At 59.5% G+C, this 16486-nt stretch carries 16 protein-coding genes; 10 read left to right on the forward strand and 6 right to left on the reverse strand.

Annotated elements, in window-relative coordinates; translation table 11 throughout:
* Positions 1 to 7 precede the first annotated feature (7 nt).
* A complete protein-coding gene (gene lolD, locus AC3WJW_RS12370; RefSeq protein WP_493726168.1) occupies positions 8 to 691 on the forward strand; it encodes a lipoprotein-releasing ABC transporter ATP-binding protein LolD in 684 nt (227 codons plus the stop codon).
* Positions 692 to 754: 63 nt separating this feature from the next.
* Positions 755 to 1999, forward strand: coding sequence for a lipoprotein-releasing ABC transporter permease subunit (locus AC3WJW_RS12375; RefSeq protein ID WP_493726169.1), 1245 nt, complete (start codon positions 755 to 757; stop codon positions 1997 to 1999).
* A gap of 283 nt (positions 2000 to 2282) precedes the next feature.
* On the opposite strand, the gene AC3WJW_RS12380 is transcribed toward AC3WJW_RS12375, so the two are convergent.
* A complete protein-coding gene (locus tag AC3WJW_RS12380) occupies positions 2283 to 3638 on the reverse strand; it encodes a heavy metal sensor histidine kinase (protein WP_493726170.1) in 1356 nt (451 codons plus the stop codon).
* Positions 3638 to 4318: a heavy metal response regulator transcription factor gene (locus AC3WJW_RS12385; RefSeq protein WP_493726171.1), complete on the reverse strand. Its 681-nt coding sequence runs from the start codon at positions 4316 to 4318 to the stop codon at positions 3638 to 3640. Before AC3WJW_RS12385 ends, AC3WJW_RS12380 begins: the two co-directional genes overlap by 1 nt.
* 155 nt (positions 4319 to 4473) lie before the next feature.
* Here AC3WJW_RS12385 and copI point away from each other — a divergent pair, with 155 nt between their 5' ends.
* Together copI and queF are read left to right on the forward strand one after the other, a co-directional pair.
* Positions 4474 to 5010, forward strand: a complete 537-nt coding sequence (copI, locus tag AC3WJW_RS12390) for a copper-resistant cuproprotein CopI (protein WP_493726172.1) — start codon at positions 4474 to 4476, stop codon at positions 5008 to 5010.
* A 61-nt stretch (positions 5011 to 5071) separates the two neighbouring features.
* Positions 5072 to 5902 (forward strand): NADPH-dependent 7-cyano-7-deazaguanine reductase QueF, encoded by an 831-nt coding sequence (queF, locus tag AC3WJW_RS12395; protein WP_102698726.1) that lies wholly within the window; start codon positions 5072 to 5074, stop codon positions 5900 to 5902.
* 171 nt (positions 5903 to 6073) lie between these two features.
* Here queF and AC3WJW_RS12400 read toward each other — a convergent pair whose 3' ends face one another.
* Together AC3WJW_RS12400 and pcrP are read right to left on the reverse strand one after the other, a co-directional pair.
* Positions 6074 to 6337, reverse strand: a complete 264-nt coding sequence (locus tag AC3WJW_RS12400) for a DUF4404 family protein (protein WP_218503624.1) — start codon at positions 6335 to 6337, stop codon at positions 6074 to 6076.
* 108 nt (positions 6338 to 6445) lie between these two features.
* Positions 6446 to 7066: an HAD superfamily inactivated hydrolase PcrP gene (gene pcrP, locus AC3WJW_RS12405; protein ID WP_493726173.1), complete on the reverse strand. Its 621-nt coding sequence runs from the start codon at positions 7064 to 7066 to the stop codon at positions 6446 to 6448.
* Positions 7067 to 7268: 202 nt separating this feature from the next.
* On the opposite strand from pcrP, the gene AC3WJW_RS12410 reads away from it, so the two are divergent.
* From AC3WJW_RS12410 to rssC, 3 genes are all read left to right on the forward strand, one after another.
* Entirely contained in the window at positions 7269 to 7958 is a 690-nt protein-coding gene (locus AC3WJW_RS12410) for an MlaA family lipoprotein (RefSeq protein ID WP_104449709.1), read from the forward strand.
* A gap of 391 nt (positions 7959 to 8349) precedes the next feature.
* On the forward strand, positions 8350 to 9531 hold the full coding sequence (rssB, locus tag AC3WJW_RS12415; protein WP_032829882.1) for a two-component system response regulator RssB: 1182 nt from the start codon (positions 8350 to 8352) through the stop codon (positions 9529 to 9531).
* Positions 9531 to 10013: an anti-sigma factor antagonist RssC gene (gene rssC, locus AC3WJW_RS12420; RefSeq protein ID WP_007978612.1), complete on the forward strand. Its 483-nt coding sequence runs from the start codon at positions 9531 to 9533 to the stop codon at positions 10011 to 10013. The genes rssB and rssC overlap by 1 nt, the downstream gene beginning before the upstream one ends.
* Before the next feature lie 248 nt (positions 10014 to 10261).
* Here rssC and tal read toward each other — a convergent pair whose 3' ends face one another.
* Positions 10262 to 11188 carry a transaldolase gene (gene tal / locus AC3WJW_RS12425; protein WP_102698722.1) on the reverse strand — a complete coding sequence of 309 codons (927 nt, stop codon included), beginning with the start codon at positions 11186 to 11188 and terminating at the stop codon, positions 10262 to 10264.
* 201 nt (positions 11189 to 11389) lie between these two features.
* Positions 11390 to 12355: a glycosyl hydrolase family 5 gene (locus AC3WJW_RS12430; RefSeq protein WP_493726174.1), complete on the reverse strand. Its 966-nt coding sequence runs from the start codon at positions 12353 to 12355 to the stop codon at positions 11390 to 11392.
* A gap of 290 nt (positions 12356 to 12645) precedes the next feature.
* Here AC3WJW_RS12430 and AC3WJW_RS12435 point away from each other — a divergent pair, with 290 nt between their 5' ends.
* Genes AC3WJW_RS12435 through AC3WJW_RS12445 form a run of 3 tightly spaced genes read left to right on the forward strand, consistent with a single transcriptional unit; the run spans position 12646 to position 16477 of the window.
* On the forward strand, positions 12646 to 13086 hold the full coding sequence (locus AC3WJW_RS12435; protein WP_102698720.1) for a low molecular weight protein-tyrosine-phosphatase: 441 nt from the start codon (positions 12646 to 12648) through the stop codon (positions 13084 to 13086).
* Positions 13087 to 13125: 39 nt separating this feature from the next.
* Positions 13126 to 15354, forward strand: a complete 2229-nt coding sequence (locus AC3WJW_RS12440) for a polysaccharide biosynthesis tyrosine autokinase (protein WP_493726175.1) — start codon at positions 13126 to 13128, stop codon at positions 15352 to 15354.
* A 40-nt stretch (positions 15355 to 15394) separates the two neighbouring features.
* Complete coding sequence (locus tag AC3WJW_RS12445; RefSeq protein WP_493726176.1) at positions 15395 to 16477, forward strand: glycosyltransferase; 1083 nt, start codon at positions 15395 to 15397, stop codon at positions 16475 to 16477.
* Positions 16478 to 16486 lie beyond the last annotated feature (9 nt).

Below are 16486 nucleotides of genomic sequence, written 5' to 3' on the forward strand. Positions count from 1 at the left end.
GTCGGGCATGAGTGAAAAAGCAATCTTGAGCTGCCGCAACCTGGGCAAATCCTACGAGGAAGGTCCGGAGTCGGTAGAGGTCCTGGCCGGGCTGCAACTGGAAATGCATCCGGGCGAGCGTGTGGCGATTGTCGGCAAGTCGGGCTCGGGCAAAAGTACCTTGCTCAACCTGTTGGGCGGCCTCGACACGCCGACCAAGGGCAGCGTCTGGCTCGATGGCGAAGAACTGTCGGCGCTGAGCGAGAAGAAACGCGGCCTGCTGCGCAACCGTGCCCTGGGCTTCGTGTACCAGTTCCACCACCTGCTGCCGGAATTCACCGCGCTGGAAAACGTCTGCATGCCGCTGCTGATCGGCAAGACCGCGATCCCGGAAGCGCGCCAGCGTGCCACGGCGCTGCTGGAGCGGGTAGGGCTGGGCCACCGGCTGGAACACAAACCGGCCGAATTGTCCGGTGGTGAGCGCCAGCGCGTGGCCATCGCCCGCGCCCTGGTCAGCACACCGGGCCTGGTGATGCTCGACGAGCCGACCGGCAACCTCGACGCCCACACCGCCCAGGGCATTCAGGACTTGATGCTGGAACTCAGCACCTCGATGCGCACGGCGTTCCTGGTGGTGACCCACGACATGAACCTGGCCCGCCAGATGGACCGCGTCCTGCACCTGCAGGAAGGTTGCCTCACGCCCATCTGATTGGCTGCAACCCGATGCCCGGAAAGGCGTCGGGTCTTTTATTTTTATACGGTGCCCCAGCGAATGTTCAGACCGTTATCGATCTTTATCGGCACGCGCTATACCCGCGCCAAGCGTCGTAATCGCTTTGTTTCCTTCATCTCGATGACCTCGATGATCGGCCTCGCCCTGGGCGTGCTCGCCATGATCGTGGTGTTGTCGGTGATGAACGGCTTTCAGCGCGAAATGAGCTCGCGCATACTCGGCATGGTGCCGCATGCCACCATCGTCGGCGTCAACCCGATTGACGACTGGAAGCCTGTGGCAGCGGCCGCGATGAAAAACCCGGAAGTGACGGCGGCGGTGCCGTTCACCGAGATGGAAGGCATGCTGTCCTACAAGGGCACGATGCAGCCTATCCAGGTCAGCGGTGTCGACCCGGCGCTGGAAGGCCAGGTGTCGATCGTCGCCAAGCACATCGTCCAGGGCAGTCTCGAGGCTTTGAAGCCGGGCGAATTCGGCGTGGTGATCGGCGAGATCACGGCGCGGCGCTTCCGCCTGAACGTCGGCGACAAGATCACCCTGATCGTGCCGGAAGTCAGCAATGCGCCGGGCGGCATTACCCCGCGCATGCAACGGCTGAATGTGGTCGGTGTGTTCAAGGTCGGTGCCGAGCTGGATGGCACCATGGCGTTGATCCACATGGCCGATGCCGCGCAGATGCAGCACTGGGAGCCGAATCAGGTGCAGAGCGTGCGCCTGGCGGTGAAGGACCTGTATGCCGCGCCGCAAGTGTCGAACGACATCGCCACGGGGCTGGGCGGCGCCTACAAGGCTGACGACTGGACCCACACCCAGGGCAGCCTGTTCAGTGCGATGAAGATGGAAAAAACGATGATCGGCCTGCTGTTGCTGATGATCGTCGCAGTGGCGGCGTTCAACATCATCGCGACCCTGATCATGGTGGTGAACGACAAGGGCGCGGACATCGCGATCCTGCGCACCATCGGTGCCACGCCGCGGCAGATCATGGCGATCTTCATGGTGCAGGGCACTGTGATCGGTATTGTCGGCACCCTGATTGGCGGTGTGCTGGGCGTGATTGCCGCGCTGAACGTCAGCCAGATCGTGGGCTGGATCGAGCGGGTCAGCGGGCAGCACATCTTCAGTTCCGACGTGTATTTCGTCAGCAACCTGCCGTCCGAGCTGCAAGGCGGGGACGTGGTGCTGATCTGTTCTGCAGGGTTTGTATTGAGCTTCCTCGCCACCGTTTACCCGGCGTGGCGTGCGGCGAAAATCGAACCGGCTCACGCGTTGCGCTATTCCTGATCCACACCCTGTAGGAGCTGCCGAAGGCTGCGATCTTTTGATCTTGTTTTTAAAAAGCAAAATCAAAAGATCGCAGCCTGCGGCAGCTCCTACAGGGTGTTTTCCCTTGGTAGCTCGATCACAAACCTGGTCCATTCGCAACGAATCTGCCGCTGTGCAGGGTTTGGCGTGGCGTGCGACGCGTTGCGCTATTCATGACCCACTCCCTGTAGGAGCTGCCGAAGGCTGCGATCTTTTGATCTTTTCAAGGGCAAGATCAGAAGATCGCAGTCTGCGGCAGCTCCTACAGGGCGCTTTCCCTTGGTAACTCGATTACAAACCTGGTCCATCCGTCATTCGACTCGCAACGAATCTGCCCGCCGTGGGCGCGGATGATCGACTGGGTAATCGCCAGACCCAACCCGGCATGCTCACTGCTGCCTTCCTGCCGCGCCGGATCGGCCCGGTAGAAGCGATCAAACAAACGCGGCAGCAACGCCCCGTCAATGCCTTCGCCGCTGTTCTCGACCGTCAGGCTCAATCCCTTGGGCTGCTCGACAATCAGCACCCGGACCTCGCCCTCGGCCGGTGTGAACCGCAATGCATTGTCCAGCAGATTGGACAGCGCTCGTCGCAACATGCTGCGGTCACCCTCCATGCGGCCAAGCCCTTCGCGGGTGAGCGCGATCCGGGCGTCTTCGGCCAGCGGCGCAAAAAACTCCAGCAACAGATCCGCTTCCTGTCCCAGCTCCAATGGCTCGCGCTTGGGCATCAACAGGCCATGATCAGCCTTGGCCAGATACAGCATGTCGTTGACCAGTTGCGCCATCCATTGCAGCTCCTCGAGGTTGCTGTGCAGGGCTTCGCGGTAGTCCTCGATGGGGCGGGGGCGGGTGAGGGTGACCTGGGTGTGGGTCAGCAGGTTCGACAATGGGGTACGCAATTCATGGGCAATGTCGGCAGAGAACGCGGACAGGCGCTGAAAAGAGTCGTCGAGGCGTCCGAGCATGGCGTTGAAGTTGTGGGCCATTTCCGCCAGTTCCGGTGGCATGTTTTCTTCAGGCAGCCGCATGTTCAGCGATTGCGCGGAAACCCCGCTGGCGACCGCGCTGATGCGCCGCAACGGGCGCAAGCCGCTGCGCGCCGCCCAGGCCCCCAGTAGTGCGGTAGCAAGGGCTGACAGACCGACGGTCAGCCAGATCAGATGCTGCATGCGTTGCAGAAAGTGCTGGTGGTGGGTGATGTCCAGCATCAGGGTCAGTTGCGGTGAGTCGGGTTTGTCCGCAACAAGCGGCGCATTCAGCACGCGGTAATCCATGCCTTCATGGCTCACCGTCGACAATCCGGGCTGGCGCGGCAACAGCTGCGGAATGTTTGTCGAGCTGTCATACCAGCGCTGACCGTCGCTGCCGGTGATTCGCAATGACAGATCAGCCTGCCGGCTCAGCTCCTCCGTCAGCTTCACTTCGCTGTCACTCGATTGAAAGTCGTGCAGTGCCCGACGCAAGCCCATCAGCTTGGCGTCCAGCAATTGCTGGTCGAGCTCAACAAAGTGCGCCTCACTGGCGCGGCTGAACAGCACACCGGCGAACAACGACACCACGGCGGTGCAGGCGGCAAACAACAGCGCCAGGCGGCTGCTCAAGGAGAGACGGCGCATCAGGCAGGGCGCTCTTCAAGCACGTAGCCCATGCCGCGCACGGTGTGAATCAGCTTGTTGGGGAATTCATCGTCGATCTTCAGGCGCAGTCGGCGGATCGCCACTTCGATGACATTGGTGTCGCTGTCGAAATTCATGTCCCAGACCTGGGACGCAATCAGCGACTTGGGCAGGACTTCGCCCTGACGGCGCAGGAGCATTTCCAGCAGGGCGAACTCCTTGGCGGTCAGGTCGATCCGCTGGCCGCTGCGTTCGACCCGGCGACGGATCAGGTCCAGGCGCAAATCGGCCAGTTGCAGGCTGGTCTCCTGAGGCGTGGCGCTACCGCGACGCAACAGGCTGCGAACCCGGGCCAGCAGTTCGGAGAACGCAAACGGCTTGACCAGATAGTCGTCGGCGCCCAGTTCGAGGCCGTGAACCCTGTCCTCCACGGCATCACGCGCTGTCAGAAAAAGTACCGGCGTGTCCAGGCCGGCGCCGCGCACGGCTTGCAGAATCTGCCAGCCATCGCGGCCGGGCAGCATCACATCGAGAATCAGCAGGGCGTAATCGCCGCTGAGGGCCAGTTGCTGGCCGGTGCTGCCGTCGGCCACCAGTTCCGTGTTGAATCCGGCCTCGGCCAGACCCTGACGCAAGTAATGGCCGGTCTTCGGTTGGTCTTCGACAATCAGCAGTTTCATGGGCGACTCATGGCAAATGGAACGAACGCTTTATACCGTGGGCAGCGTTCATACAGGTCAACCTGACAAAGTTGTAATCTGGCTGTCAGGTTACGGGCAGTGGCAGCAGTTTAGAGTTTTCCTCACGCTGAGCCTTATCTTGTTGGAGTACGACGATGTTTTTACGCAAATCCCTGGCGCAAACCCTCTGTTTGCTGGCGCTGAGCTCACCGGTGTGGGCGGACGGCGGGCATGCCTACGATTTCGGCCAACCGGCCCCGGCTGCCAAGGCGACCCGCAGTGTCGAAGTGGTCATGGGGGACATGTCCTTCACGCCGAAGGCCATCGACATCAAGGCCGGGGAAACCGTGCGCTTCGTGCTGGTCAATAAAGGCCGGTTGCTGCATGAGTTCAACCTGGGAGACGCGGCGATGCACGCCAGGCACCAGCAGGAAATGTTGCAGATGCAACAAAGCGGCATGCTGACGCCAACCGGCATGAAGGCCATGGACCACGGCAACATGGCCGGCATGGATCACGGCAAAATGGATCACGGCATGAAGCATGACGACCCCAACAGCGTGCTGGTGGAGCCAGGCAAGACCGCCGAGCTGACCTGGACCTTCAGCAAGGCCACCAACCTTGAGTTTGCCTGCAACATCCCCGGTCATTACCAGGCCGGCATGGTCGGCAAACTGACTGTCAGTCAGTAAGCACTCAAAGGCGGGAGCAAAGGCTGATAGAATCCGCTGATTCTTCAGTCAGGTTTCCGCCATGCATCCCGCAGCCGAACACTCGCCGCTGGGCAAGTCCAGCGAATACATCGCCACCTACACTCCGTCCCTGCTGTTCCCGATCCCGCGCACCGCGAAGTGGGCGGAACTGGGCCTGACGGCTGAAACCCTGCCGTACAAAGGCGTGGACTTCTGGAACTGCTTCGAACTGTCCTGGCTGCTGCCTTCGGGCAAGCCGGTGGTGGCGATCGGCGAATTCAGCATTCCGGCGGATTCGCCGAACATCATCGAATCGAAATCGTTCAAGCTCTACCTCAACTCCCTGAACCAGACGCCGTTTGCCGACACCGCGAGCCTTGAGGCGACGCTGGCCAAGGACTTGTCGGCGGCTGCCGGCAAGCCGGTGGGCGTGCGCATTCGCAGTCTCAAGGATGTCGAGCGCGAAGGCGTCGTGGCCTTGCCGGGCGTGTGCATCGATGAACTGGATATCAGCGTCAGCAACTACGAGCATCCACGGCCGGAACTGCTGCGTTGCGATGATTCGCGCATTGTCGAGGAGAGCGTGCACAGCCATTTGCTCAAGTCCAACTGCCCGGTCACCAGCCAGCCGGACTGGGGCAGCGTGGCGGTGGAGTACCGTGGCGCAGCGCTGGATCACGCGAGTCTGCTCGAGTACATCGTTAGCTTCCGTCAGCACTCGGACTTCCATGAGCAGTGCGTGGAGCGGATCTTCCTCGACCTGCAGCGGTTGCTGAAACCGGAGAAACTGACGGTGTACGCGCGTTATGTGCGTCGTGGCGGGCTGGATATCAACCCGTATCGCAGCACTGAAGCGGTGCAACTGCCGAACCATCGCCTGGTCCGCCAGTAACGTAACCCTGTGGGAGCGAGCCTGCTCGCGAAAGCGTTATGACATTCAACATCAATGATGACTGACACACCGCATTCGCGAGCAGGCTCGCTCCCACAATGGGCTGTATTGCCAGGCGCAGAAACGAAAAAACCCCGCCATCGCCAGCGGGGTTTTTTGCATCAGGAGGGTTCAGATCCCCATGTTGGCCAAGGCCTGCCCGATGTTGCGCAGGGTGCCGGCAAGGGTCGGGTGTTCGAGTTCGAAGCGTTCGACGGCGAGGTTGACGTTGTCGGCGATGCTGGAATCCTTGGTCTTGGTTTCGAGCTCAAGCTCAAGTTCGATCTGTTGCATCAGCACGTGCAGATCTTCCCGTTCAACATCGGACAATGGAGGATTCTGTTCCAATTGCTCGCGCAGGGCATTGAGCTGTTCTTGCAGTTCGCGGGCAGGCATAGCGTTCTTCCTTCTATCGATAGGCACTGGCATAGACCATGGCGGCGCGCCAAAGGTCGATGGCTACCTTTAGATTAATCCACTCGCGCCTAACCTGCATGATCTCGGTCAGGGCTTTTCGCCCTTGAGGCGACGCAGGCTGATATCGGCCAGGCAGGTGTCGAGTTCACCGAGGTGATCGATCACCGAATGCACGCCCAGGCCGAACAGTTGCACCGTGGCCTTGCCGCGTTTGATGTCGCGCTCCTGCTGGGTCAACGCTTGCCATTGCCGGGGCGCCAACCCGCACAGCGAACCGCAGGACGCCAGGCCGATGGTCCACAACCCGGCATTAAGCCCCGCTTGCAGCAGGCGCGGTTCACCGCTCACCAGTACACAGCCGTCGAGTCGGTCAACGTTCAGGTTCATCAAGGCTTGCCAGCAGGCGTCCGGGGCGGGCCACGGGCTAATTGTTGCGGGATGTTGCGATGGTTTGATCCATTCCGGCAGCGCAGCCGCCAGGGACTGGCTGAGCTCCGGGGGCAGTTCATCGAGCCAGGCACAGGGGATTTGCTGGCGCTGCAAACTGAGCAGGCTGTCCAGTGCGCCAGGTGTGGACTCGGCGTGCTCGGCCGAGTGGCTGCCGTGGCGACGGGTGTGTGCGCCGAAATCCACCAGGCAGCCACTGAGGCCGAACAGGACGGCGGTCAGGCGGGGTGCGGTTTGGGGCAAGGCTTCGGCGAGCGGCATATGGACGTCCCTGAAATAGCCAGAAGGCTAGCCGGAGACGGTGACAGTTGAGTGACATGGATGTGAATCGCTCACAGTTGGCACGATTCCTCCGGCGCGGGATGAGTGCAAAGTGCCTTAAACGGCGTTTACGTCTTATACTTGCCCACTTATTGCCCGGGCCAGGTGCCCGAGCCGGTACAAACCAAGGAGTTTTTTTTCTATGCGCTGGAGCAATCATCTAGCCAGGATTTGTGTATGCGCCAGTGTGATGCTGGTTCCGTTCGTTGCCCAGGCAGCCTCGGAAGATGATCCTTGGGAAAGCGTCAACCGCCCGATCTACAAGTTCAACGACGTGATCGACACCTATGCGCTGAAGCCCTTGGCCCAGGGCTACCAGTACATAACACCGCAGTTTGTCGAGGACGGCGTTCACAACTTTTTCCGGAACATCGGCGATGTGCGCAACCTCGCCAACGATATCCTGCAGGCCAAGCCTCGTGCCGCGGGCGTTGATACCGCACGCATCATTTTCAACACCACCTTCGGCTTGCTGGGCGTGATTGATGTCGGCACCAAAATGGGCCTGCAGCGCAATGACGAAGATTTCGGCCAGACGTTGGGTTACTGGGGTGTCGGCAGCGGCCCTTACGTGATGCTGCCGCTGCTGGGTCCAAGCACCTTGCGCGATGCACCGTCCAAGTACGTCGACAGCTACACGGGCGCCTATCGCTACGTAAACGACGTTCCCGTGCGTAACTCGTTCTTCGCCCTGGACATCATCGATACGCGTGCCAACCTGCTGTCGAGCGAGAAGCTGATCACTGGCGACAAGTACACCTTCATCCGTAATGCGTACTTGCAGAACCGGGAATTCAAGGTGAAAGACGGTCAGGTCGAAGACGATTTCTGATCTCGACCGGTAAACTGAAAAAAGGCGGCCATCAAGGTCGCCTTTTTTTGTTTGCGAGGACCCGCATGCGAATGAAATCGCGCTTTTCACTGGCGTCCCGAGCGGTTTGACTCGTGGGTTCGAACCTTCCATTGGGTTACGGATTTGACTGTTCTTATAACTCTCGGTGATTTGACAAACAAAGACGTCAAGCGACCATCGGCGTGAGCTTGAAACGCCCCGCGGATGGGAGTACCGTCTGCGCCTTAGAAGGGCACCTCTGGTGTACACGTGTGTAGGGCAAATGCCCGAAAGCGGTGCGACAGAGAGGCTAGAAAGCGAATCCAGTAGTGAGTGCCGGGTCAAAATCCCCGCCTGCTACGCCAACCTAATTCTGGCGCCGTTTGCCCACATGCCAAAAACCAGTGCCACGCTGCTGATAATCGATGATGACGAAGTAGTGCGCGCGAGCCTCGCCGCCTATTTGGAAGACAGTGGTTTCAGCGTCTTGCAGGCCAGCAATGGCCAGCAGGGTCTTCAGGTATTCGAGCAAGACAAGCCCGACTTGGTCATCTGCGATCTGCGCATGCCGCAGATGGGCGGACTCGAACTCATCCGCCAGGTCACCGAGCTGTCGCCGCAAACACCGGTGATCGTGGTGTCGGGTGCCGGGGTGATGAACGACGCGGTCGAGGCCCTGCGCCTGGGCGCGGCGGACTACCTGATCAAGCCTCTCGAAGATCTGGCCGTGCTCGAGCACTCTGTGCGCCGGGCCCTGGATCGCGCGCGCCTGCTGCTGGAGAACCAGCGCTACCGCGAGAAGCTGGAGAAGGCCAACCGCGAGCTCGAAGCCAGCCTGAACCTGCTCCAGGAAGACCAGAACGCCGGTCGCCAGGTGCAGATGAACATGTTGCCGGTCAGCCCGTGGACCATCGACGAGTTCAAATTTGCTCACCAGATCATCCCGTCTCTGTACCTGTCGGGTGATTTCGTCGACTACTTTCGCGTCGACGAGCGTCGGGTAGCGTTTTACCTGGCGGACGTTTCCGGGCATGGCGCCTCTTCAGCCTTCGTCACCGTGCTGTTGAAGTTCATGACCACGCGCCTGCTGTTCGAATCCAAGCGCAGCGGCACCTTGCCGGAATTCAAGCCTTCAGAGGTTCTTGGTCATATCAACCGGGGCCTGATCAGTTGTAAGCTGGGTAAACACGTCACAATGGTCGGTGGAGTCATCGACGAGGAGACCGGTTTGTTGACCTATAGCATCGGCGGTCATTTGCCGTTGCCAGTGTTGTACACGCCAGACAGTGTTCGTTATCTGGAAGGGCGTGGCCTGCCGGTGGGCCTCTTCAATGAAGCCACCTATGAAGACCACGTGCTGGAATTGCCACCGACGTTCAGCCTGACGCTGATGTCTGATGGCATTCTGGACCTTTTGCCAGAACCCACACTCAAAGAAAAAGAAGCGGCGTTGCCCCAAAGGGTCAAGGCGGCGGGCGGCACCCTGGATGGGCTGCGGCAGGTTTTTGGATTGGCCACGCTAGGGGAGATGCCGGATGATATCGCCCTGTTGGTGTTGAGCAGGAATCTTTGATGAGTACCGGTAGAATCCAGTTCGCCGAGCAGGACGGCACCTTCGTCCTGAAGTTCGTCGGTGAAGTTCGCCTGACCCTGTGTTCGGCGTTGGATGCGACTATTGAGCGGATCTTCAGCGCGTTGAATTTCAACGCGATCGTGATCGATCTGACCGAAACCCGCAGCATCGACAGCACCACGCTTGGCCTGCTGGCCAAGCTGTCGATCCTGTCGCGGCAGAAAGTCGGACTGCTGCCGACCGTCGTCACCACCCACGAAGACATCACGCGACTGCTGCAGTCCATGGGCTTCGAGCAGGTCTTCAACATCGTCGACAAGCCGGTGCCATGCCCGGAATGCCTGGACGACCTGCCAGACCAGGATCAGTCCGAAGAAGTGGTGCGGATCAAGGTGCTCGAAGCGCACAAGATCCTCATGGGCCTGAACGATACCAATCGTGAAGCCTTCCATGACCTGGTGAATGCGCTCGAACGCCACTGATTTCCTGTAAATCCTGAGAACACTGCTGACCTGTGGCGAGGGAGCTTGCTCCCGCTCGGCTGCGCAGCAGTCGTAAAACCTTCGATTGTTGTGTGCCTGATGCCACTCGGTTGTAGCCTTTGGGGCCGCTTCGCAGCCCAACGGGAGCAAGCTCCCTCGCCACACATCATCATCTGCCACAAAGCAACGCACCATAAAAAAGGGCGAACCCGTGAGGGTTCGCCCTTTTTGCATGACGCTCGCTCAGATCACAGCTTGGCCTGCAACAACGCCTCAAGCTTCTCCTGATCCCGCGCGAACTGACGAATACCTTCAGCCAGCTTTTCGGTCGCCATCGCATCTTCGTTGGACAACCAGCGGAACTGCGACTCGTTGAGGCTCAGGCGCGCTTCGCCGGCATGGCCTGGCGCCAGTTTGCGCTCCAGCTTGCCGGTATCCGCTGCCAGCTTGTCGATCAGGTCCGGGCTGATGGTCAGGCGGTCGCAGCCGGCCAGTTGTTCGATCTGGCCCAGATTGCGGAAGCTCGCCCCCATGACCACGGTCTTGTAGTCATTGGCCTTGTAGTAGTTGTAGATGCGCGTCACCGACTGCACGCCCGGATCATCCGCACCGGTGTAATCGTTGCCGTTGGCTTTCTTGTACCAGTCGTAGATACGGCCCACGAACGGCGAAATCAGGAACACACCGGCATCGGCACAGGCGGCTGCCTGGGCGAAGGAGAACAGCAGGGTCAGGTTGGTCTGGATGCCTTCCTTTTCCAGGATCTCGGCGGCACGGATGCCTTCCCAGGTGGAGGCGATCTTGATCAGTACGCGGTCGCGGCCAATGCCGGCCTTGTCGTACAGCTCGATCAGGCGATGGGCGCGCTTCAACATGGCATCGCTATCGAACGACAGGCGCGCATCCACTTCGGTGGAAATGCGGCCCGGGATCACTTTCAGGATTTCCTGACCCACGGCCACGCCAAAACGGTCGCTGGCCAGGCCCACATCGCCCTTGCAGTCGTTGACGCTGGCGTTCAGCAGCTCGGCATACGCAGGAATGGCCGCGGCCTTGAGCAGCAGGGAAGGGTTGGTGGTGGCGTCCACCGGTTTAACGCGAGCGATCGCTTCGAAGTCGCCGGTGTCGGCAACCACGGTGGTCATTTGTTTGAGTTGTTCCAGCTTGGAAGTCATGAGCGTGCTCTGTCCTATGGGTCTGATGACATTACCCGAGCGCTGACAGCCACTCAAGGGCGTGTACGTGTATAGACGGCCCCTGCGGCAACAACCTGAAAACAATTGTTTGAAAGGCGGGGCGTGGTATCGATGAATACGATGCCGAAACGCGGCACAGGTTCAAAGCAACTGACCGTCAGCGCCCCGTGGACGTTCGTCCTACTGCGTTTTCAACTGGGTAGAGACGGCCATTTTCGCCGGTTTCGCCTGGCCGTCGGAGGTCAGGAAACCGAAATTCCGCTCCCGGTCGTTGCTGCCTGTTTCACTGTTTTTCCACTCGTAAATCGATGTCAGCGGGATGTCGAGCTTCTTGACGTCGGCGATGAAGGTGCTGACTTTGCTGGCCTGGGCTTCAATCCCGCCGTTTGAGCTGAGGGAGGGCACGCCCCATTCACTGATGACGCCCGGCAGATGGTAGTTCTGCTGAATAAACGCCTGGGCCTTGCTGATCTGCTCGCCGGACATGCCATAGGGGTGATAGGAGATCGCACTCAGGCATTGGGGGTATTCACCGACGATTTTTTTCAGCGCCAATGCTGACGTCGTGCCGGCACTTGGTGGCCGGGCGAAGCCAAAGCCGATCAGCGGCGTCGATGGCGGTTGGTCCTGCATCGACTTGCACAGGGCACTCATGAACGGCACAAAAGTCGTGTCGAGCTTTCGGGTTGGCCAGTACTTCGCCAGGTCCGGTTCGTTCCATATTTCAATCGCGACGAGCTGCGCGCCGTATGATTTTTCCAGCCCCTTCACCGAACTGGCGAAGGATTCGCCCGCCGCAACGAGTTCGCTGGTGTTGTCGGGCGCGGAGGTCAGCGCCTTGGTCGAGCGTACGGTCATCAGTACCGGCAGATCGGCGGACCTGGCTGCGGCAAAGGCATCGCTGATCTGCTTTTGATACGCCGGGCCGCCCAGGCTGTTGGTCCACACGCCAAAGCGCACGAATCCGAAGCCGGCGGCCTTGATTTGCTCGGCGTCGGTGGGGGAGAAGGTCTGGATCTTCACCTGGACACCGATGGTCTTGTTCGCAGCCAGTACCGGGAACAAGTCACTGGCGTAAACCTGACTGGCTGCACCCAGCATTAACAGGGCTGAGGCGGTGAGCCGTTTGAAACGTACTGCTTTCATGCCTGCACTCCTGGCGGGTAATGACTTTTTCCAATCGTTGACGCGTTACTTTCATTTCGATACTTGCGAGGGTGCGAAGTGCGCGAATGTTATTTTTTGTCAGGCAATCAGTTTCGGAAAATCACAGTTATTTTTGGTCCGGTAATTCTGGTTGGGTGGCTTTTGGGGGCTGTGGTACTTAATGCACTTGTATTAACAGGGCGAATCTATTTCTCAGTGCCGCGAGGTCTTTTGGGTTCACTAAAGCCCACTGGCATATTGGCCTATTGATATTACACGGGAAAGTAACCTTGTTCAGAAAGATCCTTGTCGTTTGCGTGGGCAATATCTGCCGAAGTCCGACAGCAGAAACTTTGCTGCGTAACGCGCTGGCCCCTTCAACGATCACTGTCACCTCGGCGGGCCTTGCCGCACGGGTTGGCGAGGCCATGGAACCGTCGGCCCTCCAGGTTCTGGAAGATCATGGGCACAGTGCCCAGGGATTTAAGGCGCGGCAAATTACACCGGACATCGTTAATGAATCAGACCTGATTCTGGTCATGGAAAAAGAGCATGTAAAACAAGTACTGAAGATTGCCTCTCATGCCAGGGGCAAAGTGTTTCTGCTCGGAAAGTGGCAGAGCGAGCGAGAAATACAGGATCCGTATCGTCAAGGAAAGGCCGCTTTTATTCATGCCCATGCATTGATTGAAGATGCTGTTAGCTCATGGGCGCAGCGCCTCGGACATTGATGAATATTCTTCAGATCAGTGAATGGTAAGAACAGACTTATGCAGTTACCGTCAGTAATCGGCACCCGTGACAACGATCAAGACAGCATTGATCTTCTCGGCATATTTGGCAGTTTGATCGACCAGAAATGGTTGATCGGCGCGCTCACCGGTGCCTTCATGGCGACCGGCGTTGCCTATGCGGTTTTGGCAACGCCCGTGTACCTGGCGAACGCGCTGGTGCAGGTCGAACCGAAGAAGAACGACATGCTCGGGTTCTCCGATCTCAACAGCATGCTCGGCGGGCAATCGCCGTCGGTGACCGAAATCGGCATCATCAAGTCCCGCGCGGTGATCGGCAAAACGGTCGATGATCTGCGCCTTGATATCGACGTCACCCCCAACACCTTCCCGGTCATTGGCGGTTTTCTCGCCCGACGTTATCGCGGCGAGACCGAGTCCAGTGTCGCGGCGCCGCGTTTCGGCCTGAACAGCTACGCCTGGGGCGGTGAGCGCCTGGAAATCAACCGGCTCAATCTGCCGAAAGAGCGGCTGGGCAAGAAACTCACGCTGATCGCCGGCGAGCAGCATCGATTCCAGTTGTTCGATGAAAACGACAACCTGCTGGTCGAAGGCGTCGCCGGCGAAGCGTTCAAACAGAACGAAGTAGAGGGGCAGATCGCTCAGTTGTCGGCGAACCCTGGCACCCGCTTCGAAGTGGTGCGCAATCCACGGATCGTGACCATCCAGAGTTACCAGGATGCGCTGGATATTTCCGAGCAAGGCAAGGAGTCGGGGATTATCCGTTTGGCCCTGGCCAGCAGCGACGCGGCCGAGGCAGTGAAAATCCTCAATAAGATCGCTTCGTTGTATGTGCAGCAGAACGTGCAACGCACATCGGCGGAAGCGGCGCAGAGCCTGGCGTTCCTGCAAGGTCAGCTGCCGCAGGTCAAACGCGACCTGGCCAAGGCCAGCGATGCGCTCAACGGTTATCAGACCCGCGGCAAGACGGTCAACATTTCCCTCGAAACCCAATCGGTGCTGGAACAGGTCGTCAGTCTGGACACCCGTATCTCCGAACTGAAAATGCAACAGGCGGAGATGGATCGCAAGTTCACCAAACAGCATCCGGCGTATCGCGCGTTGATGACCCAGATCGGCGAATTGACCCAGCAGCAGAAGGCGCTGGAGAGCAAGGCCCAGGACCTGCCGGCGACGCAACAGGAACTGCTGAACCTGACCCGCGACGTGGAAGTGGCGTCGCAGATCTACACGCAACTGCTGAACAAGTCCCAGGAACTGGACATCGTCCGGGCAGGGGCGGTGGGCAATGTGCGCTTGATCGACTCCGCGGATGTCGACCTGACCAGCCCGGTCAAACCGAAAAAAGCCTTGATCGTTCTGATTGCAACCTTCCTCGGTGCCTTTTTCGGAGTCGCGCTGGTGTTGCTGCGCAAGTCCCTGAGCCGAGGCCTGGAAGGTCCGGAGGCCATCGAGCAACTCGGCTTGCCGGTGTACGCGTCGATTCCATACAGCGCGCTGCAACAGGAAGAAGACAGTAAAAAAGTTCGCGCCAAGGACGGGGCGGACAAGCCGGCGTACCTGTTGGCCCTGCGTAATCCGACGGACCTGTCCATCGAGTCGATCCGCAGTTTGCGTACCTGCCTGCACTTTGCCGGGCTGGATTCGACCAACAACCGGATCATGATTTCCGGCCCGAGCCCACAGGTCGGCAAAACCTTCGTCTCCTCCAACCTGGCGGCCGTCATGGCGCAGAGCGGGCAGCGGGTGGTGCTGATCGATGCCGACATGCGCAAAGGCCATCTGCACAAGACCCTGAATACACCGATCGCCAATGGCTTGTCGGACCTGTTGGTCAAGCGCTGCAGCCTCGAGCAGGCGATCAATAAAGTCGAAGTCGACAACCTGCATTTCATCAGTCGCGGGCAGGTCCCGCCCAATCCTTCCGAGCTGCTGATGCACGCCAACTTTCGTGAGCTGCTGGCGCGACTCAGCGAGCTGTATGACGTGGTGATCATCGACACGCCACCGCTGCTGGCGGTGACGGATGCGGCGATTGTCGGTCGCGAAGCGGGGATCAGCCTGATTGTCACGCGCTTCGGGGTGAACCCGGCCAAAGAGATCGAACTGACGATTCGGCGCTTCGCCCAGAACGGCATCGAGTTGAAGGGCGCGGTGTTCAACGGCGTCGAGAAGCGCGCGGCCAGCTACTACGGCAACGGCGGCTACGGCTACTACAACTACGAATACGCGTCCGACAAATCCTGAGTGTCAGCGGTTGTCCTTTCATGTTTGAAGTGGGTGAGTTGTGAAAAAAATACTGCACGTGGCAGAGACGATCAAAGGTGGCGTCGCGACGGTGATCCGTACGATTTCGGCTTCGCCCGAAGGCGACGCGGCCAGCTATGAGCTGGTCTATCTGGTCCCGCAGGATCAGGAAAAGGAACTGCACGGGATTGCCGGGCAACAGATCCGCACCTTCGCCCGGACCGGACGCAATGGGCCGTCGTTGCTGCGCTTCGCCTGGCGACTGACCCAGGTGATGCTCAAGGAAAAACCCGATGTCGTGCATTTGCACAGCACCTTTTCCGGTGTCATCGGGCGTTGCGTGTGCGTGCTGTTGCGACCTTGGCGCAAGCCGAAAGTCGTCTACTGCCCCCATGCCTTTTCGTTCCTGATGGAAAGCTCGCCGACCAAGCAGAAAGCCTACGCGTGGATCGAGAGGGTATTGCAGAAGGTCACCGACGTGATCATCTGCGTCAGCCAGTACGAGCTCGACAAAGCCGCGCGGTTCGGTATTGAGCGCAAGCGCATGAAGCTGATCTACAACGGCATACATCACAAGGATGACGCGCCGAAAGCCAGCAGTCCCGAGCCGATTCATCTGCTCTTCGTCGGCCGTCTCGACTATCAGAAAGGCTTCGACGTGTTGCTCAAGGCTTTCGCCAACGTCCAGCGCAGCGACCTGAAACTGACGGTGGTTGGCAGCGCGGTGAACGAGGATTCGGTCGAGTGCCCGCCGATGGAAGGGGTTGAATACCTGCCGTGGGTGACGCCGAGCGAAGTCCAGGCGCTGTACCGCAAAGCCGATGCGCTGATCGTCCCGAGTCGCTGGGAAGGCTTTGCCATGGTGCCGCTCGAAGGCATGGCCATGGGCTTGCCGGTGATCGCCAGCAACTGCACGTCGCTGCCCGAACTGGTCACCAACGAGGTGTCCGGCTACGTCTTCCCCAGCGGTGACCACCAGGCGCTGGCCGATGTACTGACGAAAATCCAGAAGCCGCGGTTGCTCGACCTTGGCAGCGAAGGGCGCAGCATCGTCCGCGAGCGCTTCAGCGCCGCGTTGATGATCCGCCAGACCTATGACCTGTATCGCGCCCCCACTTTTTAAGTAGAACTC

Source organism: Pseudomonas sp. GW821-FHT07G06 (assembly GCF_058986625.1).